Annotated in this window: 19 protein-coding genes; 6 read left to right on the top strand and 13 right to left on the bottom strand. The window is 72.6% G+C overall.

Annotated elements, in window-relative coordinates:
* The first annotated feature begins 108 nt into the window (after window positions 1-108).
* Window positions 109-3,465, top strand: a complete 3,357-nt coding sequence (locus tag AC5WRL_RS04310; RefSeq protein WP_496086923.1) for a phosphodiester glycosidase family protein — start codon at window positions 109-111, stop codon at window positions 3,463-3,465.
* Window positions 3,466-3,671: 206 nt separating this feature from the next.
* Here AC5WRL_RS04310 and AC5WRL_RS04315 read toward each other — a convergent pair whose 3' ends face one another.
* On the bottom strand, window positions 3,672-4,256 hold the full coding sequence (locus AC5WRL_RS04315; protein ID WP_496086924.1) for a TerD family protein: 585 nt from the start codon (window positions 4,254-4,256) through the stop codon (window positions 3,672-3,674).
* Window positions 4,257-4,311: 55 nt separating this feature from the next.
* On the bottom strand, window positions 4,312-6,441 hold the full coding sequence (gene uvrB / locus AC5WRL_RS04320; protein ID WP_496086925.1) for an excinuclease ABC subunit UvrB: 2,130 nt from the start codon (window positions 6,439-6,441) through the stop codon (window positions 4,312-4,314).
* A 175-nt stretch (window positions 6,442-6,616) separates the two neighbouring features.
* Here uvrB and AC5WRL_RS04325 point away from each other — a divergent pair, with 175 nt between their 5' ends.
* Complete coding sequence (locus AC5WRL_RS04325; RefSeq protein ID WP_496086926.1) at window positions 6,617-7,513, top strand: glycerophosphodiester phosphodiesterase; 897 nt, start codon at window positions 6,617-6,619, stop codon at window positions 7,511-7,513.
* A gap of 21 nt (window positions 7,514-7,534) precedes the next feature.
* Window positions 7,535-8,092, top strand: a complete 558-nt coding sequence (locus AC5WRL_RS04330; RefSeq protein WP_496086927.1) for a methylated-DNA--[protein]-cysteine S-methyltransferase — start codon at window positions 7,535-7,537, stop codon at window positions 8,090-8,092.
* 76 nt (window positions 8,093-8,168) lie between these two features.
* On the opposite strand, the gene AC5WRL_RS04335 is transcribed toward AC5WRL_RS04330, so the two are convergent.
* From AC5WRL_RS04335 to AC5WRL_RS04345, 3 genes are all read right to left on the bottom strand, one after another.
* Window positions 8,169-8,810 carry a M23 family metallopeptidase gene (locus tag AC5WRL_RS04335; protein ID WP_496086928.1) on the bottom strand — a complete coding sequence of 214 codons (642 nt, stop codon included), beginning with the start codon at window positions 8,808-8,810 and terminating at the stop codon, window positions 8,169-8,171.
* A 373-nt stretch (window positions 8,811-9,183) separates the two neighbouring features.
* Window positions 9,184-9,948 (bottom strand): MHYT domain-containing protein, encoded by a 765-nt coding sequence (locus AC5WRL_RS04340; RefSeq protein ID WP_496086929.1) that lies wholly within the window; start codon window positions 9,946-9,948, stop codon window positions 9,184-9,186.
* A 129-nt stretch (window positions 9,949-10,077) separates the two neighbouring features.
* A complete protein-coding gene (locus tag AC5WRL_RS04345) occupies window positions 10,078-10,521 on the bottom strand; it encodes a type II toxin-antitoxin system PemK/MazF family toxin (RefSeq protein WP_496086930.1) in 444 nt (147 codons plus the stop codon).
* A 91-nt stretch (window positions 10,522-10,612) separates the two neighbouring features.
* Here AC5WRL_RS04345 and AC5WRL_RS04350 point away from each other — a divergent pair, with 91 nt between their 5' ends.
* On the top strand, window positions 10,613-12,091 hold the full coding sequence (locus AC5WRL_RS04350) for a WGR domain-containing protein (RefSeq protein ID WP_496086931.1): 1,479 nt from the start codon (window positions 10,613-10,615) through the stop codon (window positions 12,089-12,091).
* A gap of 28 nt (window positions 12,092-12,119) precedes the next feature.
* Here AC5WRL_RS04350 and AC5WRL_RS04355 read toward each other — a convergent pair whose 3' ends face one another.
* The 5 genes from AC5WRL_RS04355 to AC5WRL_RS04375 all read right to left on the bottom strand — a co-directional run bounded on the left by AC5WRL_RS04355 (window position 12,120) and on the right by AC5WRL_RS04375 (window position 18,569).
* Window positions 12,120-13,127: a DUF5954 family protein gene (locus AC5WRL_RS04355; RefSeq protein ID WP_496086932.1), complete on the bottom strand. Its 1,008-nt coding sequence runs from the start codon at window positions 13,125-13,127 to the stop codon at window positions 12,120-12,122.
* 66 nt (window positions 13,128-13,193) lie between these two features.
* Window positions 13,194-13,562 carry a 6-pyruvoyl trahydropterin synthase family protein gene (locus AC5WRL_RS04360; RefSeq protein WP_496086933.1) on the bottom strand — a complete coding sequence of 123 codons (369 nt, stop codon included), beginning with the start codon at window positions 13,560-13,562 and terminating at the stop codon, window positions 13,194-13,196.
* A 43-nt stretch (window positions 13,563-13,605) separates the two neighbouring features.
* On the bottom strand, window positions 13,606-16,311 hold the full coding sequence (locus AC5WRL_RS04365) for an AAA family ATPase (RefSeq protein ID WP_496086934.1): 2,706 nt from the start codon (window positions 16,309-16,311) through the stop codon (window positions 13,606-13,608).
* Between the two features lie 153 nt (window positions 16,312-16,464).
* Window positions 16,465-17,295: a hypothetical protein gene (locus AC5WRL_RS04370; RefSeq protein ID WP_496086935.1), complete on the bottom strand. Its 831-nt coding sequence runs from the start codon at window positions 17,293-17,295 to the stop codon at window positions 16,465-16,467.
* Window positions 17,295-18,569: a VWA domain-containing protein gene (locus AC5WRL_RS04375; protein ID WP_496086936.1), complete on the bottom strand. Its 1,275-nt coding sequence runs from the start codon at window positions 18,567-18,569 to the stop codon at window positions 17,295-17,297. Before AC5WRL_RS04375 ends, AC5WRL_RS04370 begins: the two co-directional genes overlap by 1 nt.
* A gap of 127 nt (window positions 18,570-18,696) precedes the next feature.
* Between AC5WRL_RS04375 and AC5WRL_RS04380 the strand changes: the two genes are divergently transcribed.
* Entirely contained in the window at window positions 18,697-19,680 is a 984-nt protein-coding gene (locus AC5WRL_RS04380; protein WP_496087513.1) for a zinc-binding alcohol dehydrogenase family protein, read from the top strand.
* Here the strand turns inward: AC5WRL_RS04380 and AC5WRL_RS04385 are convergent.
* Both AC5WRL_RS04385 and AC5WRL_RS04390 read right to left on the bottom strand, forming a co-directional pair.
* Window positions 19,673-20,554 (bottom strand): methyltransferase domain-containing protein, encoded by an 882-nt coding sequence (locus AC5WRL_RS04385; protein ID WP_496086937.1) that lies wholly within the window; start codon window positions 20,552-20,554, stop codon window positions 19,673-19,675. The two genes, AC5WRL_RS04380 and AC5WRL_RS04385, sit on opposite strands and share 8 nt — an antisense overlap.
* Before the next feature lie 193 nt (window positions 20,555-20,747).
* Window positions 20,748-21,887, bottom strand: a complete 1,140-nt coding sequence (locus AC5WRL_RS04390; protein ID WP_496086938.1) for a glutathione-independent formaldehyde dehydrogenase — start codon at window positions 21,885-21,887, stop codon at window positions 20,748-20,750.
* Between the two features lie 132 nt (window positions 21,888-22,019).
* On the opposite strand from AC5WRL_RS04390, the gene AC5WRL_RS04395 reads away from it, so the two are divergent.
* Window positions 22,020-23,225 (top strand): FUSC family protein, encoded by a 1,206-nt coding sequence (locus AC5WRL_RS04395; protein WP_496086939.1) that lies wholly within the window; start codon window positions 22,020-22,022, stop codon window positions 23,223-23,225.
* A gap of 214 nt (window positions 23,226-23,439) precedes the next feature.
* Here AC5WRL_RS04395 and AC5WRL_RS04400 read toward each other — a convergent pair whose 3' ends face one another.
* Window positions 23,440-24,897 (bottom strand): short-chain fatty acyl-CoA regulator family protein, encoded by a 1,458-nt coding sequence (locus tag AC5WRL_RS04400; protein ID WP_496086940.1) that lies wholly within the window; start codon window positions 24,895-24,897, stop codon window positions 23,440-23,442.
* Between the last annotated feature and the right edge of the window lie 15 nt (window positions 24,898-24,912).

Here is a 24,912-nt window from a genome sequence, read left to right on the forward strand (position 1 = left end):
GAGGCGCCCGTTGCCGACGCGTCCGAGGGAGTCCTGGTGGTTCACCACGCACCGAGTACACAGCGTCAACAGCGTTTCCGGGGGCGGTCGCTGACCCGGGCGCCGGTCGTGGCGGCGGTCATCGCGGCGCTGGCCCTGGGGGTGGCGCCGGCCGGGGCGACCGGGGCGGCCGGGGCGGCCGGGGCGGCCGTCACCACGGAGCGGGCCGGCCTCGAACTGTCGCGCACCGTCCAGCCACTGGGCCCCGGCACGCAGCTGACCCAGTATCAGAGCCTGGAGCCCACCGGCTGGCGCAGCGCCCAGGCCCTCACCGTCGATCTTGCCGGCGGCGCCCGCGTCGCATCGCTGTCGCCCGCCGAGGTGGCGGACGCGGCCCCGCTCAGCGAGCTGGTCCGGGACCACGACCCGGGCCCGGGGCGCGCCACGGTAGCGGCCGTCAACGCCGACTTCTTCGACATCAACGGCACCAGCGCGCCGCTGGGGCCGGGCATCGCGGGCGGCGAGCTGCGGCACTCCGCCTCGGACGGGGCGCCCACCGAGGTGGCGGCCGTCGGGCCGGGCGACGCGGGCCGGATCCTGGACGTGTACTTCGAGGGCAGCCTGCTGCTGCCGGACGGTGTGGCGCCCCTCGCCTCGTACAACGCCGCCCGGGTGCCGGCCGGCGGCATCGGGGTGTACACGGCCGGCTGGGGCGGGGCCGACCGGGCGCTGACCGTCACCGGGGCCGGTGCGGTCACCGAGGTGGCCGTCCGCGACGACGTGGTGGTGGCGGTGTCGGACAGCGCCGGGCACGACCCGATCCCGGCCGGGACCACCGTGCTGCTGGGCCGCGATGCCGGGGCCACCGCCCTGGCCGGCCTGGCGCCGGGCGACGGGGTGGCACTGGAGTACGGGCCGCGCACCGGCGACGGCAGCCCGCTGCCGGACACGGCGGTCGGCGGCCGGGGCCTGCTGGTGGTCGACGGCGAGCCGCAGAACTGGGAGGGCCGGCCGAACAACACGGCGGCGCCCCGTACGGCGGTGGGTTTCTCCCGGGACGGCGGCCAGATGTATCTGCTGACGGTGGACGGCCGCCAGCAGCACTCGGGCGGCGCCACCCTCACCGAGCTGGCGGTGCTGCTGGCCGACCTCGGCGCCTACACCGCGCTGAATCTGGACGGCGGCGGCTCCACCACGCTGCTGGCCCGGCAGCCGGGCGACAGCGAGCCGCGCCTGGTCAACCGGCCCTCGGACGGCGCGGAGCGGCCGGTGCCCAACGGGCTGGCCGTCACCGTACCGCTGGGCAGCGGGGCGGCGGCCGGGTTCCGGGTGGCCACGGAGGCCGACCCGGCGCGTACCCCCACCGCCGACCCGGTGCCCGGCGGGCACCCCGAGCGGGTCTTCCCGGGGCTGACCAGGCAGCTGACGGCGACCGGCCACGACGAGACGTACGGGCCGGCCCCCGACGCCCGGCCCGCCTGGAACTCCGGCCGCCCCGGCGTCGGCACCGTGACCGCGGACGGGGTCTTCACCGCGCGCCGCACCGGCACCGCCACCGTGACCGCCGCACGGCGGCAGGCCACCGGCTCCATCGAGCTGACCGTGCTGGGCGACCTCGCCCGGCTCGACCCGACAGCGCGCCGCATCGCGCTGGCCGGCCCGCAGGACACCGCGCGGTTCGGGCTGCTGGGCCAGGACGCCACCGGGCACAGCGCCCCCGTCGAGCCGGCCGATGTGACGCTGGAGTACGACCGCTCGCTGTTCACCATCACGCCCGAGCCGGCGGCCGGCGGCTTCACGGTGACGGCGGCCGGTGGGCGGGACGGCGCGGCCGGGGAGGTACGGGCCACCGCCGGCGGGCTGACCACGGCGCTCGCCCTCACCATCGGCGGCACGGAATCCACCGTGGCGGACTTCGAGGACGCGGCGCGCTGGACCTTCAGCCACGCCCGGGCGGCCGGGTCCCTCACCCCGGAGCCGGCCGGGCGGGACGGCGGCGGCGCGCTGCGCATGACGTACGACTTCACGCTCAGCACCGCCACCCGCGCCGCCTACGCCACGCCGCCCCGGGACCTGGAGGTGGCCGGGCAGCCGCAGAGCTTCGCGCTGTGGATCGAGGGGGACGGGCACGGCGGCTGGCCGTCGCTGCATCTGAAGGACGCGGCCGGCACCGATCAGGTGCTGCGCGGCGACCACATCACCTGGCGCGGCTGGCGGCAGGTGCACTTCGAGGTGCCGGAGGGCATCGCGCTGCCGGTCTCGGTGCATCGCTTCTATGTGGCCGAGACCCGGCCGGACGCGGCGTACAACGGCTCGATCGCTCTCGACTCACTGACGGTGCGCACCGCCCCGGAGGTGGAGCTGCCGGCCGCCGGTGCCCGTACCGGACCGCTGATCGGCTCCGAGCGGGAGGTGGCGGGCCGGGACTGGCGGTTCGCGGTGGTCTCGGACGCCCAGTTCGTGGCCCGGGACCCGGACAGCGCCATCGCGGCGGCGGCCCGGCGCACGCTGCGCGAGGCCCGGGCGGCCGATCCGGACTTCGTGCTGATCAACGGGGACTGGGTGGACGAGGGCTCGCGCGCCGATCTGGAGTTCGCCAGGGAGATGATCGAGGAGGAGCTGGGGGACTCCCTGCCCTGGACGTACGTCCCCGGCAATCATGAGGTGATGGGCGGCTCCATCGAGCTGTTCGAGGAGATCATCGGCCCGGCGCAGCGCACTTTCGATCACCGGGGCACCCGGTTCATCACCCTGGACACCTCCTCGCTGACGCTCAGGGGCGGCGGGTTCGCGCAGTTCCAGCGGCTGCGGGCGGAGCTGGTGGCGGCGGCCGGGGACCGGTCGGTGGGGTCGGTGGTGGTGGTCAGCCATGTGCCGCCGCGCGATCCCACGATCCGGCCGGCCAGTCAGCTGACCGACCGGATGGAGGCCGCTCTGCTGGAGCGCTGGCTGGCGGACTTCCGCCGCGGCTCCGGCAAGGGAGTGGCGTTCTTCGGGGCGCACGTCGGGGTCTTCGACAGCTCCTGGCGGGACGGGGTGCCGTACGTCATCGGCGGGGACGCGGGGAAGGCGCCGGCCGCCGCGCCGGGGGAGGGCGGCTTCACCGGATGGGCGCTGGTGGGCGTCGACCGGCGGGGTACGGCGGCGGACTGGCTGTCGGTGCAGACCAGGCCCCAGGTGGACGGTCTGACGCTGACCGCGCCCGCGTCGCTGGCGGCCGGTGCGGAGGCGGCGGTGACGGCGACGGTGCGCCAGGGCGTGGGGCCGGGGGCCCGGCAGGTGCCGGTGGCGTTCCCGGTGAGCGCGGACTGGTCGGGGTCGCGGGCCTTGTACGTGGGCCCGCCCGGTGCGGCCGACCGGCACCGCCATGTGGCGGCCTTCGACCCGGTGACCGGCCGGCTGACGGCGCTGCGGGCCGGTGAGGTGACCGTGGAGGTACGGGTGAGCGGGGTACGGCAGCAGGCCACCGTACGGATCACCCGCTGAGCCGGGGCCCGTCCGGCGCGGGCGCCGGTCGAGCCCGTGTGGCGTCCGGTGCGGCGGGGTTTCTCCCGGCCTTCGGGGCGTGGGGAGGTGTCCCTGGCACCAGGGCGTCGCGCGGGCCGGGCGGGACGCCTCGGCCAGGCCCTGGCCCGGGGCCGGGCCCGCACCGGCCCCGGCCCCGGCCCCGGGGCAGCTCGCCCGTTCCGCTGCTACAGGTGCGGGGCGATCGCCGGCAGCAGGTCCTGGAAGGTCTGTCCCGAGGCGGGCTCGCCGATCGCTGTCATCTTCCAGTCGCCGCCGTCCCGCCGGCTGACCTTGGCCATGATCTGTCCGGTGTATGAGCCGCCGCCGGCCAGCGTGTAGCGGGCCAGCTCCTCGCCGGTGTTCTCGTCCACCAGCCGGCAGAACGCGTTCTCCACCTCGGCGAAGGTCTGGCCGGTGAAGGAGTTCACGGTGAAGACGATGGTGTCGACGGTGGCGGGCAGCCGGGCCAGATCGACGATGATCGACTCGTCGTCCTCCTGGCCGGCCCCGCCGACGAGGTTGTCGCCGGTATGGATCACCGAGCCGTCGTCGCTGGTGAGCTTCTGGAAGAAGACCACGTCCTTCGTCTCGGTCCCCGCGTAGAGCACCGCCGAGGCGTCGAGGTCGATGTCCCCGCCGCCGCCGAGCATCTTGCTGAAGAAGCCGCGCCGCACCGCCTGCCAGCCCAGCCCCATCCGGACGGCGGTCAGTCCGCCGCCCCCGGACTTGACCAGACTGACCGCCTGCCCCTTCGAGAGGTTTACGCCCACAACAGCTCCCCTTCCTTGTAAGGCGACTCCGGTAAAGAGAGAGTCAAGAGCGACGCTAGCGCAGCCCCACCTCGCGCATCTGACGCAGTTCCTTTTTCAGGTCGGACACCTGGTCCCGCAGCCGGGCCGCGACCTCGAACTGAAGCTCGGCGGCGGCCGACCGCATCCGCTCGGTGAGCGCCTCGATGGTCTCGGCCAGCTCGGCCGCCGGGCGCTCGGTCAGCCCCTCCGTACCCGTACCCGTACCCGTGCCGGCGCCCGCGCGGGCCTGCTTCGCCGGGACCGGCGCCTTGCCCTTGCGTGGCTCGCCGCCCTGCCGGTAACCGGTGCCCAGCAGCTGCTGGGTGTCGACCTCCTCGCGGGCGATGGTCGCCACGATGTCGCCGATCTTCTTGCGCAGCGGCTGCGGGTCGATGCCGCGCTCCTCGTTGTACGCGATCTGCTTGGCGCGGCGCCGGTTGGTCTCGTCGATCGCCCGCTCCATGGCGGCGGTGATCCGGTCCGCGTACATGTGCACCTGACCGGAGACATTCCGGGCCGCGCGGCCGATGGTCTGGATCAGCGAGGTGCCCGAGCGCAGGAAGCCCTCCTTGTCCGCGTCCAGGATCGCCACCAGCGAGACCTCGGGCAGGTCGAGCCCCTCGCGCAGCAGGTTGATGCCGACCAGCACGTCGTACTCGCCGGCCCGCAGCTCGCGCAGCAGTTCCACCCGTCGCAGGGTGTCCACGTCGCTGTGCAGATAGCGGACCCGGATGCCCAGCTCAAGGAAGTAGTCGGTGAGGTCCTCCGACATCTTCTTGGTGAGCGTGGTGACCAGCACCCGCTCGTCCTTCTCGGTGCGGGTGCGGATCTCGTGCACCAGGTCGTCGATCTGGCCCTCGGTGGGCTTGACCACCACCTCGGGGTCCACCAGACCGGTGGGCCGGATGATCTGCTCCACCACACCGTCGCCACGCGACAGCTCGTAGTTGCCCGGGGTGGCCGACAGATACACCGTCTGGCCGATCCGGCCCAGGAACTCCTCCCACTTCAGCGGCCGGTTGTCGACCGCCGAGGGCAGCCGGAAGCCGTGGTCGACCAGGGTGCGCTTGCGGGAGGCGTCCCCCTCGTACATGGCGCCGATCTGCGGCACGGTGACGTGCGACTCGTCGATGACCAGCAGGAAGTCGTCGGGGAAGTAGTCGATCAGGGTGTGCGGCGCGGTGCCGGGCTCGCGGCCGTCGATGTGCATCGAGTAGTTCTCGATGCCGGAGCAGGTGCCGATCTGCCGCATCATCTCGATGTCATAGGTGGTGCGCATCCGCAGCCGCTGGGCCTCCAGCAGCTTGCCCTGCTGTTCCAGGGTGGCCAGCCGCTCGGCGAGCTCCCGCTCGATACCGGCGATGGCGCGTTCCATCCGCTCGGGGCCCGCCACATAGTGCGAGGCGGGGAACACGTACAGGTGGTCCTCTTGCGAGATGATCTCGCCGGTGAGCGGGTGCAGGGTGGACAGCGCCTCGATCTCGTCGCCGAACATCTCGATCCGGACGGCCAGCTCCTCGTAGACCGGGAAGATCTCGATGGTGTCCCCGCGTACCCGGAAGGTGCCCCGGGTGAAGGCCATGTCGTTGCGGGCGTACTGGATGTCGACGAAGCGGCGCAGCAGGGCGTCCCGGTCGATCTCCTCGCCGACCTTGAGCGGCACCATCCGGTCCACGTACTCCTGCGGGGTGCCCAGGCCGTAGATGCAGGAGACGGAGGCGACCACGACCACGTCGCGCCGGGTGAGCAGCGAGTTGGTGGCGCTGTGCCGCAGCCGCTCGACCTCCTCGTTGATCGAGGAGTCCTTCTCGATGTAGGTGTCCGTCTGCGGGACGTACGCCTCCGGCTGGAAGTAGTCGTAGTACGAGACGAAGTACTCGACGGCGTTGTTCGGCAGCAGCTCGCGGAACTCGTTGGCCAGCTGGGCGGCCAGCGTCTTGTTGGGGGCCATCACCAGGGTGGGCCGCTGGACCCGTTCGATCATCCAGGCCGTGGTGGCCGACTTGCCGGTGCCGGTGGCTCCCAGCAGGACGACATCCTTCTCGCCGCCCTTGATCCGCCGCTCCAGGTCGGCGATGGCCGCCGGCTGGTCGCCGCTGGGCTGATAGGGGCTGACGACCTCGAAGGGCGCCACCGTACGTTCGATGTGGGAAACGGGCCGCATGTCCCCCACGGTACGACCCGGCACTGACAATCGGGGCCCGAGCGCCGACCGGGCGAGCACCGTTGGTGACACATTGTCGCTACCTGTTCAGCCGCAGGTAACCATTTTTCTGTTGGGTGCGGGCTTCGACGGGGAAAAGATCATTACGTCCTATCACCGACGCATAGGAGTCAATGTGTCGAAACGCCCCGGATCGGCGGTCGCGGGCGCGGCCCTCGGTGTCATCACGCTTCTGCTCACCGTGATTCCCGCCGGCGGCGCCGCTGCCGCCCCGGCGGCGAACGCGACGGCCACCACCACTCCGCTGATCGTCGCCCATCGCGGTGCTTCCGGTTACGCCCCGGAGAACACGCTGGTGGCCGCCGACGAGGCGGCCCGGCTGAACACCGAGTGGGTGGAGATCGACGTCCAGCGCACCAAGGACCACAAGCTGATCCTGATGCACGACACCACCTTGTCCCGCACCACCAACGCGGCGGCCGTCTTCCCGGACCGCTCGCCGTGGAACGTGGCCGACTTCACCGCCCGGGAGATCGCCCGGCTGGACGCCGGCAGCTGGTTCGGCGACGAGTTCGTGGCCGAGCGGGTGCCCACGCTGCCGCAGTTTCTGCACCGGCTGACGGTGAACGGGCAGAAACTGCTGCTGGAGATCAAGTCGCCCGAGCTGTACCCGGGGGTGGAGCGGCAGATCCTGGCCGCGCTGGACGACGCCGGCTGGCTGGAGGAGGCGTATCCGGGTGAGCGGGTGGTGCTCCAGAGCTTCAACGCGGACTCGGTGCGCACGGTGCACCAGCGGGCACCCGAGGTGAAGACCGGCTTCCTGGGCACGCCCAAGGTGACGGAGCTGCCGTACTACGCGGGGTTCGCCGACCAGATCGGGCCCCGGTACACGGATCTCACCGCCGAGTACGTGGCCGCCATCAAGGGGGTGGACGGGGTGCACGGGGAGCCGCTGGAGGTCAACGCCTGGACGATCAACGACGGCCCGACCGCCGCCCGGATCGCGGGGCTCGGGGTGGACGGGATCATCACCAACTTCCCGGATGTGGTGCGGGAAGCCATCGGCGGCTGACAGGCCCTAGGCTTCCCCGGTATGAGCGAGGAGAACGCCCCCGGGCGGGCCTGGGTGTGGACGGTGCGGGAGACCCCGATCGGGCCGCTGCTGCTGGCCGCCACCGACCGCGGTCTGGTGAACGTGGGGTTCCACGCCGACGAGCGCACGGCCCGGCGGGCGGTGTCCCGGCTGACGGCGGCCCTGGGGGCGCCGCCGCGGGCCGGGCAGGCGGATGATCCCCGGCTGGCCCGTACGGTGGCCGAGCTGGACGCGTACTTCCGCGGGGAGCTGACGCGGTTCACGGTGGAGCTGGACTGGTCGCTGACCGCCGGCTTCCACGAACGGGTGCTGCGCGAGCTGGCCGCTTCCGTACGGTTCGGCCAGGTCGTCGGCTATCAGGAGCTGGCCGTCCGGGTGGGCGATCCGGGCGCGGCGCGGGCGGTCGGCGCTGCGATGGGGGCGAATCCCCTGCCGGTGGTCGTCCCGTGCCATCGGGTGGTGGCGGCCGACGGCGGGATCGGGGGTTTCGGGGGCGGGCTGCCGGTCAAGCGCACGCTGCTCGCCCTGGAGGGGGTACTGCCGGCCCCGCTGTTCTAGGCGGTGTCCCGGCGCATGGCGGCGCCCCGCCAGGCACCTGTGCGGTGCCGGGCGGGGCGCGGTCGAGGGGGGTGCGTCAGACCGTCGCGCCCTTGTTGTGCAGGAAGGCCATCGGGTCGACGGCGCTGCCGTAGTTGGGCGTGGTCCGGATCTCGAAGTGCAGGTGGGGGCCGCTGCTGTTGCCGGTGTTGCCGGACTCGGCGATCTTGTCGCCGGTGTTCAGCTGCTGGCCGACCTTCACATCGATCTTGTTGAGGTGGGCGTACTGCGAGTAGGTGCCGTCGTCGTGCTTGATCACGATGGCGTTGCCGTACGCCGGGCCGTCGCCGGCGCCGTTGCCGCCGGCCTTGACGACGGTGCCGCTGTGCACGGCGCGTACGTCGGTGCCCACCGGTACGGCGAAGTCCTGGCCGCTGTGCTTGCTGGTCCAGCGGTCACCGCTGTTGCCGAACTTCGCGCTGAGGCTGTAGTCGCCGCCGATCGGGCTCACCCAGGAGTTCTGGGTCGCGGTCACGGCGTCGGCCTGGGCGCCGGTGGAGTCGGCGAGCTGGCTGGCGGTGTGGGCGGCGAACAGATCGGGGCTCTGCTGGGAACCCTCGGCGGCCGTCGCCACGCCCACCGTCAGGATCGCCGAGGCACCGACACCTGCGGCCAGCACTGCGGCACGGGTACGGACATTGGGGATCTTGGCGATGCGGTTCGTGATGCGATTCGACATTCGGGGATTACCTCGCGGTGCTCGGGGAAATTCGACCATCGGCCGGATCAACATCCAGTTTTAGCGACCGATTCCCCGGCATTCAAGTGCCGCTATTACTAGCGGAAGGCGTAGCAAAAGGAGGGGAAAAAGGTCCCTCCACAGACCCCGGAGAAACCCTGCCCGGCCCGAATTCTGGGCCGCGGCCCCCACGCCGCCCGGCACCGTACCGCCCCGGCCTGGGCTTTCTACCTCCCGGCCGGAATTCCCGCCCGCTCCCCTGCCAAATTCCCCGGACCGCAGGGACGAAAGTCCCGGCCTTTGGTCACATTTCTCTCCTATGGCCCTTCGTATCGCCGATGAGGGCTGTGTCGAGGGCCACAGAAAGGCGGCCTCAAATGCGCTGATCCGCCCTTTCCGGAGCACGGGAAGTCATCGGATCCAGGCCCACGAAGAGTCCGGTGAAGAGCATCAGCAGCAGGGGGACCACAAGGATCGGCATCAGGGTCTCGATGGGCGCCCGGGTGTCCAGAGAGCTGACGGTGTGCGCGTGCACCGACATCGCCGCCATGCCGGTGTAGTGCATGCCGCTGACCGCGACGCCCAGCAGCGCGCTGGCCCCCACGGCCGCCTTGGCGCCACGCACCGTGACGGCGCACCACAGGGCCACCACGGCGGCACCCACCGCGATCACCACGGAGGCCGCGACGTACACCTGCTCGTACCGCACCTCGGCCGCCATGACCAGGCCGCCCATGCCCACGTAGTGCATCGCCGCGATGCCCGCTCCGGTGATCACGCCGCCGCCGAGCACGGCGGGGGCGGCGCGCCGGGCGGTGCCCACCAGCAGCAGCCCGATGCCCACCACCGCGATGGCGATGCCGAGGCTGGCGAAGGCCCGGCCCATGTCGTAGTCGATGTGCACGCCGCCGGTGGTGAAGCCCATCATGGCGATGAAGTGCATGGTGAAGATCCCGGACCCCAGGGCCAGCGCGCCCAGCGCCAGCCAGCCGAGCCGGCGGCCGGGCGCCGCCGACAGGGCCCGGGCGGTGCAGCGCAGCCCCAGTGCCGCGCCCAGGACCGCCATCAGATAGCCCAGCACGGGTGTGATCGTTCCATAACTGAAGTGATCGACGGTCACCTCGACTGCAAGCACCATGCGTCTCCCCACCAGGTCATTTGTGAGGATGTTAAGACCGAATCGATCAAGGTTGTGCCGTCTGTGATCAAAGTGTGCTGCGGCATATTCCACGGGTATGGCCCGGCCCACCCCGGCCGGGCCGCGGTCTCACCGCCAGCCGTGCCGTGCCTGGAGGCTGTGCACCACGCCCTGGTACCGGGCCCGGTCCAGCGCGCACGCCTCCCGCCGCATGCCCTGCGGATACACCCGCAGCACCCGCTCCAGGTCCACCCACGACTCCCGGCCCGAGCCGTCCCAGGGCCCCGAGCCCAGCGGGAACCACTCCGGATCCCCGTCCCGGTCCTTGCTGCTCAGCTGGACGGCGAGCACGGTGCCGCCGTCCTCACGGGCCACCACCAGCACGGGACGGTCCTTGCCGCGGCCGTCGTTCTCCTCGTACGGCACCCAGGTCCACACGATCTCGCCCGGGTCCGGATCGCCGTCGAACTCCGGCGCGTACTCGGTACGCACCACTCCCAGTGAGCCCGCCCGCACCTCAGTGGTCCCGGTGGGACCACCCCGCCCGTGTACTTCATCCGCATCAGTCGTCATACCGCCACGCTATCGCCGCCCGGCCGATTGTCAGTGCCCGCCCGTACGTTGAGATCACTGACGCGACCGACGCAACAGCAGGGAGATCGCCATGTCCACCACCACCTATCTGGAACTTTCCGAAAGCGGCGGCGGCGCCCACAAGTTCTACGAGGTGACGGTGGCCGGCACGGCGGTCACGGTGCGGTACGGCCGGATCGGCACCGCAGGACAGGCCAGGACGCAGGACTTCGCCACCGAGGAACTGGCCAGGGCGGCGGCGGCCAAGAAGATCGGGGAGAAGGTCCGCAAGGGATACGCCACCACCACCCAAGGGACGGGCGGCGCCCGCCCGGTGACCCGCCGCCAGGTACGACGGCCACGGAGCCCCCAGCGCGCGTCGGTGGCCCGGACGGCGGCCCCGGTGGTCCCGGCCGCGCCGGCGATGCGGCCCGCCCCGGTGCTGTGGCGGTTCCGCACCGACTCCACGGCCTTCGGCATCCATGTCGGCGAGGACCGCTGCTGGGTGGGCAATCAGAACGGCGATGTCTACGCCCTGGGGCACCACGGCGAGGTACGCGCCCACTTCAAGCTGCCGGACGGCGTCAAGTGCCTGGTGGCCGACGACTTCTGGATCTACGCCGGCTGCGACGACGGCACCGTCTACGACCTGTCGTCCAAAGTGCCCTTCGCCGCCTACGAGGTCACCGCCGATGTGGACATCTTCTGGATGGACATCCACGAGGGCATGCTCTCCGTCTCCGACCGCAAGGGCGGACTGACCGTCATCGACCACGAGGACGAACTCCAGTGGTCGCGGCAGAGCAGCGGCGGCCATGCCTGGATGGTCCGCTCGGATGACCGGGCCGTCTACCACGGCCACGGCCGCGGGGTCACCGCCTACGACCCGGGCGGCGACCGGGAGCTGTGGCACAGCACCACCCGGGGCGCCGTGCTCTTCGGCTGGCAGGAGCACGACTCGGTGTACGCCGGCACCGACCGCCGGGTCGTCCAACGGCTGTCCAAGGCCGACGGCCGGGTGGCGGCCACCTACACCTGCGACACGGTCGTCTACTCCTGTGCCACCGCACCGGGCGGCCGGTATGTCTTCGCCGGCGACTCCTCCTCCGCCGTCTACTGCTTCGCCCAGGACGGCACCCGGCTGTGGAAGCTGGGCACCGGCGCCGGATCGGCCCTGTCCATGCAGTACCGAGACGAGAAGCTGTACATCGTGACCGGCGACGGCTCCCTGGCCTGCATCGACGCCCGCGAGGCCGCCATCGCCGACGCCCAGCGGGGCACCGTGCCCACCGCCGTGGACGTCAAGTCGGCGGCGGCACTGCCCACCTACACCCCCAGCCGGACGGTGGAGACCGTCAGCGCCGCCCCGGCCGGCGGGGTGGTGGTGGAGTGCGTCAAGGTCGGCTCCCGGCTCCGGGTGCGGGTCATCACCGAGGGCTACGACCCCAGCTGGAATGTGCAGTTCCCCCGGCACGTACGGCAGGCCGGTGCCCGCTACGTGGTCGACTCGCTGCACACCTCCTCCGGCGGCTTCTACCGGGTGCAGGGCGAGATACGCCGGCTGGCCTGAGCGGCCGGCGGAGCGCGACAAGCGGCGGCTACTCCTCGTACCGGACCCCGTTCAGCCGGTCCCGCTCGGCCTGGGCCTCCACCGGAAGCTCCGGATCCCAGTCGGAGGCCCGCGGCGGCTCGGGGCCATCGGGCCCCACCCGGACCAGCCGCTCCAGCCGCATCACCCGGTACTGCCGGTCGCCGACCCGTACCTCGTCCCGCCGGGTCCCGGCGAACTCGACGGCCGCCGCCCGGAACCCCGCCACCAGCAGATCGTCCTCGGCATGAAGCGCCGGGCCCATCTCGCGCAGATACGTCACCAGGGTGTCCCGGATCGCCTGCGGGGTGTCCGCACCGCCGGTCATCGGCGTCCAGCGCCCCTCGGTGAACTCGGTGATCGCGAACACCGGCGGCAGCAGCACCCCACCCGGATGGCTCTGCAACGCGCGCAGCGAATCGGCCCGCACATCGTGCGGCACCCGGGACGACGGATACACAAAACTCAGCAGATCGATCCGCAGCATGCCCTCGGACATCCCGGTGGCCGCCGCCGGATCGATCAGAAAGCCCTTGGTACGCGACCTGGCCCGGTACCCCTCCCCCGGCCGCATCGGATCGGGATCACTGGGCCGGGGCGGCTCGGGACCGTCCGGCCCCATCCGGATGAACATGTCACCCCGGGCGATCCGGAACCGGCACTCCCCCACCTTCAGCTCATTCAGCTTCTCCCAGTCCATCCGGCGCGCCCCGGTCAGCCACAGCCGCTGCGCCTCACGGTCCTGCACCGCCACGGCGTCGGCCGCCCGCATCCGGCACTCCCGGGCCAGCTCGTCCCGGCACCCCTGCGGATTGCCCTCATCGGCCACCAGCACCCGCCACCGGCCGTCGATCTCCTGCTCGACCAGGGCAAACATCGGCCCTCGGCCCATAATGTCCGGATAGCTGTCCCGCGCCCGCCACGCCTCCGTATCGGAGATCACCGACACCGGATCGTCGAACCGCGTCATGCTGATGACACGGTGGGGCTCGGGAAGTTCCGCTTGGCCATCGCTCATACACGCATTGTGGTAGTCCCGTCACGCACTTCGCAGCGGATCAGCCCCGGATCATTCTCCCGAGGGTCAATCCGGCCGGTACACCGCCCATGTCCTCGGCGTCTCCGATACCCTCACCGCCGCCAGCTCCGGGATCCGCTCCGCCCAGGCGTCGAAGAGCCACTTCGCCAGGTTCTCGGCCGAGGGCGAGATCGACTCCCCCATCGCCTCGTTCAGATGCCGGTGATCCAGCGTGTCGTCCAGCCACTTCTTGAACGGGTCGAGATCGCGGTAGTCCCGGACGAATCCGGCTTCGGTCAGATCGTCGTCGCGGGCGGAGAGCTCCAGCACCACCACATAGTTGTGCCCATGCATCCGGGCACACTGGTGCCAGGAGGGGAGGCGGTCCAGGACATGGCTCGCGGAGAAGTGGAACTCCTTGCTGATCATGAACATCCGGCGCCCCCTTCCGCGCGCTCCTGTGCTCGCACCGTACCGGTCAGCACAGTCCCTCGCCCTCGATGATCCACCGGTTCAGCGGTACCCCGGTGCGGAAACGCTCCCGCCGGGCCGGGTGCCCCACCAGGCTGTCCGCCTTGCTCCCGACCCGCTCCCTGGCCCGCGCCAGCAGCGCGCCGGCCTCCTCCTCGGCCCCGTCCGCACCGTCGGCCAGCAGCGCGCGGGCCACCCAGTACAGCACCTCCTCGGTACGCAGCGCGGGCAGCTCCCCGTGCCGTTCCAGCAGCGCCAGCGCCGCCCGGCCCAGCTCGGCGGCCTCCGTCACCGCGCCCTGCCGCAGCCGGATCCGGGAGCGCAGGACCAGCGCCGCGATCTCGCTGCGCACCATGCCGCTCCCGTGCGGGGCGGCGGTCTCCACACAGGTGTCCACGGCCAGCCGGTGCGCCCGCTCCAGCTCGGCCGGCCCGCTTGCGGTGTCCAGCAGCAGCTCGGCGTACAGATTGCGCACGATCGGCACCAGATTCGCCAGCCAGGTGCGCTGGGTCTCCAGCCAGCCGGCCTCGGCCAGCTCCAGCGCCTCGGCGCGACGGGCCGGGTCCCGGGAGATCAGCAGCGCAAGCAGCGCCGCGTTGTACGCGTGCCAGCCGCTGTCCCCGCCCCGCTCCTCCTCGAAGGCAAGCGCCTCGCGCAGAACGCCGGCCGCCTCGTCCTCGGCGCCCAGCGCGATGTACAGCTGCGCCAGATAGTTAAGGGCGATCGGCAGCTCCGCCCGCAGCTGCTCGGCGCGCAGCCGCCCGGTGCAGTGCTCAAGCCGGGCCAGCGCCTCCCCCAGTTGCCCGCTGTCGTACAGATTGACGCCCAGCTGCATCTCGTTGAGGTTGCGGGCGTGCCGCAGTACGGGGTTGTCCGTCGCGCCGAGCAGCGGCTCGGTGACGTACAGCTCCTCCGCCTCGGTCAGCTCGCGCAGCCCGGCGGCCAGGTCCCGTTTGGGCAGTTGCCGCCCGTACTCGACCTTGGCCACGAACCGGGCCACCGGGTCCCCGCTCTCCTCCGCCCGGCGCACCGCCTCGGCCAGCTTGTCCAGCGACGGGTCAAGACCCCGGGTCGCCATCAGGGTCTTGCCGCGCTGCAACGCGCTGCGGGCGATCAGCCGCCGGTCGCCGAGCCGGTGCGCCGCCGCCTCCGCCTCGGCGGCCAGCGCGTCGATGTCGTGTGCCGCGTTCCGCCCGCCCTGCCAGCGCACCTCGGTGAGGGAGAGCAGCAGTTCGGCGGAGCGGACCAGTGCCTCGTCGCGTTCGCCGCTGTCGGCCGGCAGCCGCCGGGCGGCCTCGATGGCGATGGCGCAGTAGCGCTCGGCTTCGGCGAAGGACAGGGCGGACAGCGCCGAGCTGAGGGCCAGTTGGTGATGGGCGGTGGCGGAGGCGGCCAGGCAGCGCGGGCCGGCCGCGCGCAATTGGCCGGCGATGTCCCGCAGCAGTTCGTACGGCACCTCCTGTGCGCTGAACTCCGCCGCCAAGGTGCTGAGGGCGGCGGCGAGTTCGGCGTGCCGGGCCTCGCGGCGCGCGGTGGACTGCTGCTGCCGGTAGATGCCCTCGCGCAGCGCCAGATGCTCGAACTCGTACAGATTGGCACCGGCCAGCCGTACCCAGTCGGGTGCCCGGTCGGTGCGCTCCCGGATCAGCCGGCGGCCGGCGGCCACCTCGTGCAGCCGCTCCATGGCCTCGTCGTGCGGGATGCCGGCCACTTCGGCGGCGGTGCGGGACAGAAAGGCCCGGCCCTGGACGGCGCCGACCCGCAGCAACTCCTGTGTCGGTGAGTCCAGTTCACGGAAGCGGTTGTGCACGGCCTGCGGCAGGTCGTGCGGCAGCCGGACGCGTTCGAGGCCGCCGGGCGGCAGTTGGCGCAGAACCTGCTCGACAAAGATCGGATGACCGCCGGTGGCGTCCGCGAGCTGGGCGGAGAAGGCGTCGGGGACGGCCCGCCCGGTCAGCCGGGCCCGGGCCAGCTGGGCCACCGCGTCGCGGGGCAGCCCGTCCAGCGGCTCGCGACGCAACTGCCCGGCGTACTCCCAGCGCTGGAGCAGTTCGGCGATGGCGGCCTCGCCGTCGCGGCCGTCCGTCCGATGGCCGAGCACCAGGCCGAGCGGGGCAGCGGGCAGCGCCCGCACCAGCCGGTCCAGGACCTGGAGGCTGCTGAGGTCGAGGTACTGGATGTCGTCGAGCAGCACCAGGGCGGGGCGGCCGGCGGCGGCCTCGGCCAGCAGCGCCTCGGCGGTGCGCTGGGCCATCGACTCCTGCTGCGGCAGCAGGCTGTCGCCGGGCATCGAGCCGGTCCGCAGGGCGGCTTCGACGATGTCCTGGCCGGCGTCGAGCAGCGGGCCGGCACCGGGGACGAGCTGGCCGAGCAGGCGCGGAATGCTTCTGCCGAGCGACCCGGCGGCCCGCTGCCAGCGGCGGCGGGTGCCGGCCTGGTCGGCCAGCTCCAGCAGGATCTCGGCCATCGGGGCGTACGGGCCGGTGCCGGCGTCGCCGACCTCGGGCGCGCACCGTACGGTCACCAGCCGTACCCCGCGTCGTAGTTCGGGGTCGTCCTCGACCTGCTGGGCGAAGGCGTCAAGCAGGGCGGACTTGCCCATCCCCGAGGCGCCCTCGACCGCCAGGGCGCCGCCCTGACCCGACGTCAGCCCGCCCGCCATCTCCAGCAGTACGCCCATGGAGTCGACCCGGTCCACAAAGGCGGTGCGCATACAGTCCCCCCGCTTCACCCTCAGCCGTCAACAGCGCTCCGGCCCGGCGGACTTACCGGTGGTGGTCGCATTCTGTGACCGGCCGGGAACGGAGCCGGCCGCCAGGCTATCGTGCCCCGGCGGCCGGTTCCGTTCCCAACATGCTCCGCCGGGTCAGTTCTCCCGGTGGCGCGGCCGGATCAGTACGTAGCCGGCCACACCCGCGATGGCGCCGAGCACGCCGCCTGCCGCCGTCCACACCCAGCGGTCCGTCCACCACGAGCCCATCCAGCCGGACTCGGGTTCGGCGACGGCCACCGGCTGCACGCCGGTCGCCGTGTCGTCGCCGCCGTCCTCGTCCGCGTCCGGGTCGGCCTCCAGATCGACGATCGAGCCGGCCCTGGCCGCCGGGATCAGCGGCGCGGACAGCTCGCCGCCACTCGCCCGCGCGCCGCCCGACTCGGTGGCGGTGACCTCGACCTGCGCGGTGACCGCGAGCCCGAGGTCACGCTCCGGCAGCTCGACGACGGTCAGCCGCAGATAGTAGGCGCCGGGCAGCGGGTCATCCGCCCACGGCTCGGACCACGGCTTCACCGGGCGCAGGGTGCAGCTCAGGGTGAGCGAGGCGGCGTCCTGCGCCGCGGTCGCCGTCTGCTGCCCCTGGGTGCACGCCTGGCGCCGGCGCAGCCCGTCGTAGACGTCCAGCTGCCAGGTGACCGGACCGCTGCGCGCGGCCGAGTCCGGCAGCGTGACGGTGGCCTCGGCGGTCGCCGTCTGCCCGGCGCCGGCCGGGAACGTCCAGTACAGGTAGTCGCCGGTGGAGGCCGTGGCGGTGGCGCTCTCGTCCTGGTCGATGACGGTGGCGGTGCGGAAGTTGGTGCCCGCCTCGCCCGGGCCGCCCTGGGCGTCGGCCCAGGCAGCGCCCGCGCCGGCCCCGGTCAGGAGCAGCCCCGCCAGCGGCAGCAGCGCCGCGCCCTGGATCGTACGTCGCAGTCCCTGTCGCATCAGTGGGCCCTCCCCAGCGCGATCCCCATCCGGACCAGCAGGCCCCACAGCACGCCGGCGATCAGGCCGACGACGGTCAGCAGCAGCAGCGGCACCCAGCCCCGGGCGAGGCCGAAGGCGGCGACGTCCGAGGGGTTGTCGGGGCCGGCCACCACGTCGATGGACAGCTCAACGGGCAGACCAGGGGTACGCGGCTGGCCCTCGGGCACCGAGAAGGAGTTGGAGACCTCGATGCAGACGGCGACCGCGCTCTTCGGGTCGCCCTCCTCGGGCTCGGGCAGCGGGTAGCGCAGCCCGGTGGACATCACATCGGTACGGCCGTGGCCGGCGCCGGTGCCCCGGGTCAGCTCCTGGCCGTCCTCGCTCACCGCGCGCAGCAGCACCCCGTGGTCGGGGTCCATCGCCCGGTCGGCGGCGACGCTGACCGAGGCCCGCAGCTCCTGGCCGGGCCGGACCGGCACCCGGTACCAGCGGGGCTGACCGAACTCGGCGCGGTCGGTGTACACGCCGGCGCCGAGCAGCGGCGCGTCGGCGCAGGCGGTGGCGCCCTCGACGGCGGCCGGGTTCTCCACCGGGATGTCGGCGCGCCGGACGAGTTGTCCGATCCGGTCGGCGAGCTGGTCGGCGTCCTGGACGGCGGTGTACGTGCCACCGGTGGCCTCGGCGATGCAGCTCAGCTGCTCACGAACGGCGTCATCGAGCGTCAGACCGAGGGTGTCGATGACCAGGTGGGTGCCGTTGGCGGCCAGTTCCCGGGCCACCACGCACGGGTCGGGCTGGCCGCAGGAGTCCTCACCATCGGTGATGAGCACGATCCGGCGGGTGCCGGGGACGTCGCCGAGGTCCTGGTCGGCCTCGCGCAGGGCGAGCCCGATCGGGGTGAAGCCGGTGGTGGGCCGCAGGGTGGCCACGGCGGTCTTGGCCTCCAGCTTGTTCACCGGCCCGACCGGATACAGCTGATCGCTGTCGCGGCAGCCGGCGTCCCTGTCGTCCCCTGGGTTGCCCGCGCCCAGCGTACGGATGCCGAGGTGCACCTCCTCCGGCATCGCGTCGATCACCTCGTTGAACGCCTGCTGCGCGGCGGCGATCCGGGACTGGCCGCCGGCCATGTCCCGCGTCTTCATGGAACCGCTGACATCAAGCACCAGTTCCACCCGGGGCGGCGGCTCCCCTTCGGGCGCCACGCCATCGGCGAGGGCGCCGGGCGCGAACGCGCCCGCCATCAGGACGGCCAGCAACCCGCTCAGGGCAACCGACCACTTTCTTATGATCATTGGCGGATCCTATTGACCGTCAGGTGTCCACCTCAAAACGAGCGGGTCGCCTCCCGGCCAACCTGGCACGGCCACCACTACCTTGTCGGACATGACTGCCGATAACCCCGCAGCGGTGCCCGCGACCATGCGCGCCTGGACCGTACGCACCCCCGGCCGCCTGGAGCCGGCCGAACTGCCGGTGCCCCGCCCCGCCGCCGACGAGCTGCTGGTACGGGTGCGGGCGTGCGGGGTGTGCCGTACCGATCTGCATGTACGGGACGGGGAACTGCCGCCGCACCGGTCCCCGGTGGTCCCGGGCCACGAGGTGGTGGGCGAGGTGGTGGCGACCGGACCGAACGCCACCGGCCACCCCATCGGCTCCCGGGTCGGCATCCCCTGGCTGCGCCACACCTGCGGGCGCTGCCGGTTCTGCCGGCGCGGCCGGGAGAACCTGTGCCCGCACTCCCGCTACACCGGCTGGGACGCGGACGGCGGCTACGCCGAGTACACCACCGTCCCCGCCGCGTACGCCTACGAACTGCCCGCCGGCTACTCGGACATCGAGCTGGCCCCGCTGCTGTGCGCCGGCATCATCGGCTACCGCGCGCTGCGCCGCGCCGACCTGCCGCCGGGCGGCCGGCTCGGCATCTACGGCTTCGGCGGCTCGGCGCATCTGACCGCCCAGGTGGCCATGGCCGAGGGCGCCACGGTGCATGTCCTCACCCGCTCACCGGCGGCCCGGCGCCTCGCCCTGGACCTCGGCGCGGCCTCGGCCGCCGACGCCCACGCCGCCCCGCCCGAACCGCTGGACGCCGCGATCCTCTTCGCCCCGGTGGGCGGTCTGGTCCCCACCGCCCTGTCGGCCCTGGACGCGGGCGGCACCCTGAGCATCGCCGGGATCTACCTGTCCCCCATCCCCGCCCTGGACTACGAGCGGCACCTCTTCCACGAACGCACGCTGCGCAGCGTCACCTCCAACACCCGCGAGGACGGCCGCACCTTCCTCGCCTCCGCACAGACCCACCCGCTGCGCACCACCACGACCCCCTACCCCTTCGCGGAGGCCGACAGAGCTCTCGACGACCTGGCGGCCGACCGCGTCAACGGCGCGGCGGTGCTGGTCATGTGACGGTGTGCGGGCGGTGCGCGGTCACGATGATCATGCCGTCGCGCTGTTCTGCGGCGGTGAACTCCGCCCAGTCGACGTGGGCGCCCATGGCGTGGATGCGGGCCAGATCCGGCGGGAGTTCACCGTGCCGGCGCAGATGGGCGTCGGTGCCGGCGTAGATGTGGGCCGCGGTGTACTTGGTGTGGTCGGTGATGTCGGTGATCTCGTCGATGACCAGGCCGGCGGCGCGCGCCATGCCGGGGTAGTGCTCGGCGCGGGCCATCGGGGCGGCCCGCCAGATCGCCAGCATCTCGGCCACCGCGCGCCGTTTGTGCTCGTCCTCCTCGGCCGGGCCGCGTTCCACGAGATCGGTGAGGACCAGCCGGCCGCCGGGGCGCAGCACCCGGGCGATCTCCTTGAGGGCACGGCCCCGGTCGGGGAGATGGACGATCGACTCGAAGGCCAGCACGGCGTCGAAGGAGTGGTCCCGGTACGGCAGATCCATCGCGTCGGCCAACTCGAAGCAGACCTGCCCCGCCAGCCCGTCGGCCTCCGCCCGGGCGCCGGCCAGCGCGATGTCCCCGGCGCTGATGGACACCCCGGTGACCCCCGCGCCGGTCGCGGCGGCCAGCCGCAGCCCTGGCCCGCCCGTACCGCAGCCCAGGTCCAGCACCTTGTCCCTGGGCCCGACGCCGAGCCGGCCGATCAGCAGGTCGGTGAGGCGCTCCCCGGCGGTGGCGAAGTCACTGGTGTCGTCCGGGCCCAGCCAGTACCCGTAGTGCATGCTGCCACCGTAGATCTCGGTGATCACCCGGTTGTTCGCGTCGTAGAACTCCCCCACCGCCTGCGGCGTGGGCGCCCCGGGCAGCCCGGTGTCGGTGGTGCTGTCCGGCATGATCTCGTCACCCTCCCTCGGCGGCCCCCGCTGACCGCCCGGAGCCTGCCCGCCGGACACGTCGCACAGTGCTCGGCCGCCCCGTATTCACCCGTACGAGGGGTTGGGGGTGCGCGCCCGAGGCGAGCGCGTCGGAGCCCGGGAGACCGACGCGTGAGGGGCGGGCGCGGCGTGAGCGGCGGGCGCGGCCGGGTCAGGCCATGGCCGGTTTGAGGAGGACCTTGGTCCAGCCGTCGTCGCGTTGGTCGAAGTGCTGGTACGCGCCGGGCGCCTCGCGCAGCGGGAGGCGGTGCGAGACCAGGAAGCTGGGGGTCGCCCGGCCGGCGACGATCATGTCGCGGAGCTGCCGGTTGTACGCCTTCACATTGGCCTGTCCGGTGCCCATCCGCAGGCCCTTCTCGAAGAACCGGCCCATCTTGAAGAGCAGTTCGCCGTGCTGTGCGCTCTGGGAGGGCCCGCCCGGGTCGGCCGGGACGTACAGGCCGACCACGCCGAGCATCCCGGTGGGCCGTACGCACTCGATCAGGGTGTTGAGCACGACGGCCGGCTGTTCGCTGCCCTCGCGCACGGTGGCCTGGTAGCCGACCGCGTCGATGCCCTTGTCGGTGCCCTCGCCGCCGGTGCGGTCCTTGATCTGCCCGACCGGGTCGCCCTGGCTGTAGTCGATGGGGATCGCGCCGATCCGCTCGGCGAGCCGCAGCCGGTCGGGCTGGCGGTCCACCACGAACACCATGGCGGCGCCGCGCAGGATCGAGGAGTAGGCCGCCATCAGTCCGACCGGCCCTGCGCCGAAGACGCACACCGACTCGCCCGGGGACACCTGGGCCATTTCGGCGGCGTGGTAGCCGGTGGGGAAGATGTCCGCGAGCAGCGCGAAGTCGTCCTCGTGTTCCTCGCCCATCGGCAGTTGGAGGCAGTTGAAGTCGGCGTACGGCACGCGCAGGTACTCGGCCTGGCCGCCCATGTAGGGGCCCATCGACACATAGCCGTACGCGCCGCCCGCGAAGCCCTTGTTGACCGTGAGACAGAAGCCGGTCTTTCCGGCCAGGCAGTTCTTGCAGAAGCCGCAGGCCACATTGAACGGCATCACCACCCGGTCGCCCTTCTTGACGGTGGTGACGCCGGCCCCGATCTCCTCGACGATGCCCATGTTCTCGTGGCCGAAGACGATGCCCGGTTCGGCTCCGGTGCGGCCCTCGTACATATGGAGGTCGGAGCCGCAGATCGCCGCGGTCGTCACCCGGACGATGGCATCGTTCGGGGCCTGTATCCGGGCGTCCTCGACGTCCTTGACCGCGACGGAGAAGGGTTCCTGGTACACAACCGCCTTCACTGGGTTCTCCCTGCTGTGTGGCCCCCGACCGCTGGCTGTCATCCTTTTTGTCAGATTAGAGTGTGATGTCCGATGCGGCCACATGGGTGAGCCGGTCACCAGCGGCAGCAGAACAGTCAGAAGGGCGGCAGCGTGCCCGATCTGTCCGAGCAAGTCGTCGACCTCGCCAAACGCGGCGGCCGGGAGCCGGTCGTCGCCCAGACGCTGCGCTCCACCGCCGCCGCCACCCTCGCCTATCTCGCCGCGCTGTGGCTGACCACCGTGAGTGCCCCGCTGCTCGCTCCGCTGACCGCCCTGCTGGTCGTCCAGGTCACCCTGTACGCGACGATCACCACCGGCATCCGCCGGGTCACCTCCGTGGTGGTCGGCGTCACCGTGGCGGCCGGCTTCAGCGCCATCGTCGGGCTGAGCTGGTGGAGCCTGGGCCTGCTCATCCTGTGCGCCCTCACCGTGGGGCACCTGGTACGGGTCAGCGAGTTCGTTCCCGAGGTGGCCATCAGCGCCATGCTGGTGCTCGGCGTGGCGCAGGTCGCCGAGACCGCCTGGGACCGGGTGGCGGAGACCCTGATCGGCGCGATCGTCGGACTGCTGTTCAACGTGATCTTCGTACCACCGGTGTGGGTCCAGAGCGCCGGCGAGGACATCGAGGATCTCGCCGCCCGGATGCGCGATCTGCTGCTGCGCCTCGCCGAGCAGTCCGAGACCCAGCGGCTGTCGGTGACCCGCGCCGAGCAGAAGCTGGAGGAGGCCCGGCAGCTCGACCAGGACATCACCTATGTGGACGCCTCACTGCGGCAGGCCGAGGAGAGCCTGCGGCTCAACCCCCGGGTGAAGGAGGGACTGCTCACCAGGATCGTGCTGCGCACCGGCCTGGACACCCTGGAGGTGTGCGCCGTCATCCTGCGCACCATGTCCCGCTCGCAGACCGACATCGCCGCCCGCCGCACCGGGGAGCCACTGGTACCGCCCGAGGTGGCTCCGGCGCTGCGGGATCTGCTGGCGCACCTGGCCAGCGCCGTGGACAGTTTCGCCACGCTCATCACCAGCCAGGTCAACGCCGCCGCGGAGGAGGCGGAGGGCAAGCTGATCAAGGAGCTGGAGGCGAGTCGCGCCAGCCGGGAGCGGCTGGCGCGGCTGATGCTGGCCGGGGTGCGGGAGCATCCCCGGCAGTGGCAGTTCCACGGCTCGATGCTGGCGGAGGCGGACCGGATGCTCGACGAGCTGGATGTGGAGAAGCGGTCACTGCGGGTGATGGAGGAGCTGGACCGGTACTCCCGGGAGCGCACCGACCGCATGCGCCGACTGCGCCGCCGGGCCCGCTTCCACCTCCGCCGCTGAGCAGCTTCACGCGGCGGCCCACCCGGCTCGCTCGCTGCTCCGGCGGCCCGGCAGCCGCCGGGCAGCCGCCGCCGAACGGGGTCGGCCAGGAGTGCCCCGGCCGGCCCGGCCGCCCGGGCCGCCCGGGCCGGCGATCCCGGCGGGCCGGTGATCCGGCGGAGCACCGGCAGGCGCCGTCGGACGTGGAAGCGGCGGAGGCGGCCCCCGGTGTCGGTCACGCGTCGCCGGGGTGGTCCGGCGTCTCCACCGGATAGGGGACCAGGGTGCGGCGGTTCGGGTCGGCCGCCAGCCGGCCGGTGGCCGGGGGACGGGCTCTTTGGGCGCAGTCCCGGCGGTCGCAGATCCGGCAGCCGAGACCGATCGGGGTGGCCGCCCGCGGGTCGTCCAGGGCGATCCCCTCCGCGTACACCAGCCGCTGCGCGTGCCGCAGCTCGCACCCCAGCGCCACCGCGAACTCCGCGCGCGGCGCCCGGTGCCCGAAGCCGCCCCGGGTCACCGTCCTGGCCATCCAGAAGTACCGCTCGCCGTCCGGCATCTCCGCCACCTGGGTGAGAATCCGGCCCGGCGCAGAGAACGCCTCGTACACCGTCCACAGGGGGCAGGTGCCGCCCAGCCGGGAGAAGTGGAACGCGGTGGCGGACTGCCGCTTGGAGATGTTCCCGGCCCGGTCCACCCGCAGGAACGAGAACGGCACCCCGCGCCGGCCCGCCCGCTGGAGGGTGCTCAGCCGGTGGCACACCGTCTCGAACCCCACCCCGAACCTCGCCTGGAGCAGTTCGATGTCGTAGCGCAGGCTCTCGGCCGCCGCCAGGAACCCGGTGTACGGCATCAGCAGCGCGCCCGCGAAGTAGTTCGCCAGGCCGATCCGCGCCAGCCGCGCGGCCTGCGCCGACGACAGGTCGGCGCCGCCCACCAGGGCGTCCAACAGCGGCCCCTGCTCCAGCAGCGCCAGCTGGGTGGCCAGCTGGAACGCCTGCTGGCCCTCCGTCAGCCACGGCGACAGGAACAGCAGCCGGTTCTCCGCGTCCAGCCGGCGCGCGTCCCCCGCGTGTTCGGGGCCGGCCCGCAGCACCCGTACCTGGTGCTGCCGCGCCAGATACGCCCGCAGCACCGCCGCGCCGGCCGGCGCCGCCGGGTCCAGGCCCAGCCGCCGCGCCGTCCGCTCCGCCTCCGCGTCCAGCTCCGCGAAGTGGTTGTGGTGGGCGTAGAAGAAGTCCCGTACGTCGTCGTGCGGCTCCGCAGGGGACAGCGCCGCCGGTCCGGCCGGGCCGTCGCGCGGGGCGAGCGTCGCCACCCGTTCGGCGGCGTCCCGGTAGCGCTGATGGAGCGCCACCAGCGCCCGCGCCACCTCCGGATGGTCGCGCGCCACCTCGGCGGCCTCCTCCACCCCCACCGTCACCCCGGACGCCTCATCGGCCAGCGCCGCCCGTACGCCGGTGGCCAGCCGCTCCTCCTCGGCCTGGGAGAAGAACTCCGGATCGACGCCGAAGACCTCCGCGAGCCGCAGCAGCACCGGCGCGGTCAGCGGGCGCTGGCTGTGCTCGATCTGATTGAGGTAGCTGGTGGAGATCCCCAGCACCCGGGCCAGCTGCACCTGGTTCATGCCGCGTCCGGTGCGCAGCCGCCGCACCTTCGCGTGAGCGTAGATCTTGCGCCCCGGGGTCCGTGCCATCGCGTCGGCCGCCTT

This window comes from Streptomyces sp. NTD107, from assembly GCF_059510435.1.

What these genes read in the sequence shown, in the direction of transcription:
- uvrB (WP_496086925.1), bottom strand. Translation starts at nt 6,441, where the DNA reads ATGCGGCCCGTTTCCCACATCGAACGTACGGTGGCGCCCTTCGAGGTC.
- AC5WRL_RS04330 (WP_496086927.1), top strand. Translation starts at nt 7,535, where the DNA reads ATGAGCGAGGAGAACGCCCCCGGGCGGGCCTGGGTGTGGACGGTGCGG.
- AC5WRL_RS04335 (WP_496086928.1), bottom strand. Translation starts at nt 8,810, where the DNA reads ATGTCGAATCGCATCACGAACCGCATCGCCAAGATCCCCAATGTCCGT.
- AC5WRL_RS04340 (WP_496086929.1), bottom strand. Translation starts at nt 9,948, where the DNA reads ATGGTGCTTGCAGTCGAGGTGACCGTCGATCACTTCAGTTATGGAACG.
- AC5WRL_RS04345 (WP_496086930.1), bottom strand. Translation starts at nt 10,521, where the DNA reads ATGACGACTGATGCGGATGAAGTACACGGGCGGGGTGGTCCCACCGGG.
- AC5WRL_RS04350 (WP_496086931.1), top strand. Translation starts at nt 10,613, where the DNA reads ATGTCCACCACCACCTATCTGGAACTTTCCGAAAGCGGCGGCGGCGCC.
- AC5WRL_RS04355 (WP_496086932.1), bottom strand. Translation starts at nt 13,127, where the DNA reads ATGAGCGATGGCCAAGCGGAACTTCCCGAGCCCCACCGTGTCATCAGC.
- AC5WRL_RS04360 (WP_496086933.1), bottom strand. Translation starts at nt 13,562, where the DNA reads ATGTTCATGATCAGCAAGGAGTTCCACTTCTCCGCGAGCCATGTCCTG.
- AC5WRL_RS04365 (WP_496086934.1), bottom strand. Translation starts at nt 16,311, where the DNA reads ATGCGCACCGCCTTTGTGGACCGGGTCGACTCCATGGGCGTACTGCTG.
- AC5WRL_RS04370 (WP_496086935.1), bottom strand. Translation starts at nt 17,295, where the DNA reads ATGCGACAGGGACTGCGACGTACGATCCAGGGCGCGGCGCTGCTGCCG.
- AC5WRL_RS04375 (WP_496086936.1), bottom strand. Translation starts at nt 18,569, where the DNA reads ATGATCATAAGAAAGTGGTCGGTTGCCCTGAGCGGGTTGCTGGCCGTC.
- AC5WRL_RS04380 (WP_496087513.1), top strand. Translation starts at nt 18,697, where the DNA reads ATGCGCGCCTGGACCGTACGCACCCCCGGCCGCCTGGAGCCGGCCGAA.
- AC5WRL_RS04385 (WP_496086937.1), bottom strand. Translation starts at nt 20,554, where the DNA reads ATGCCGGACAGCACCACCGACACCGGGCTGCCCGGGGCGCCCACGCCG.
- AC5WRL_RS04400 (WP_496086940.1), bottom strand. Translation starts at nt 24,897, where the DNA reads ATGGCACGGACCCCGGGGCGCAAGATCTACGCTCACGCGAAGGTGCGG.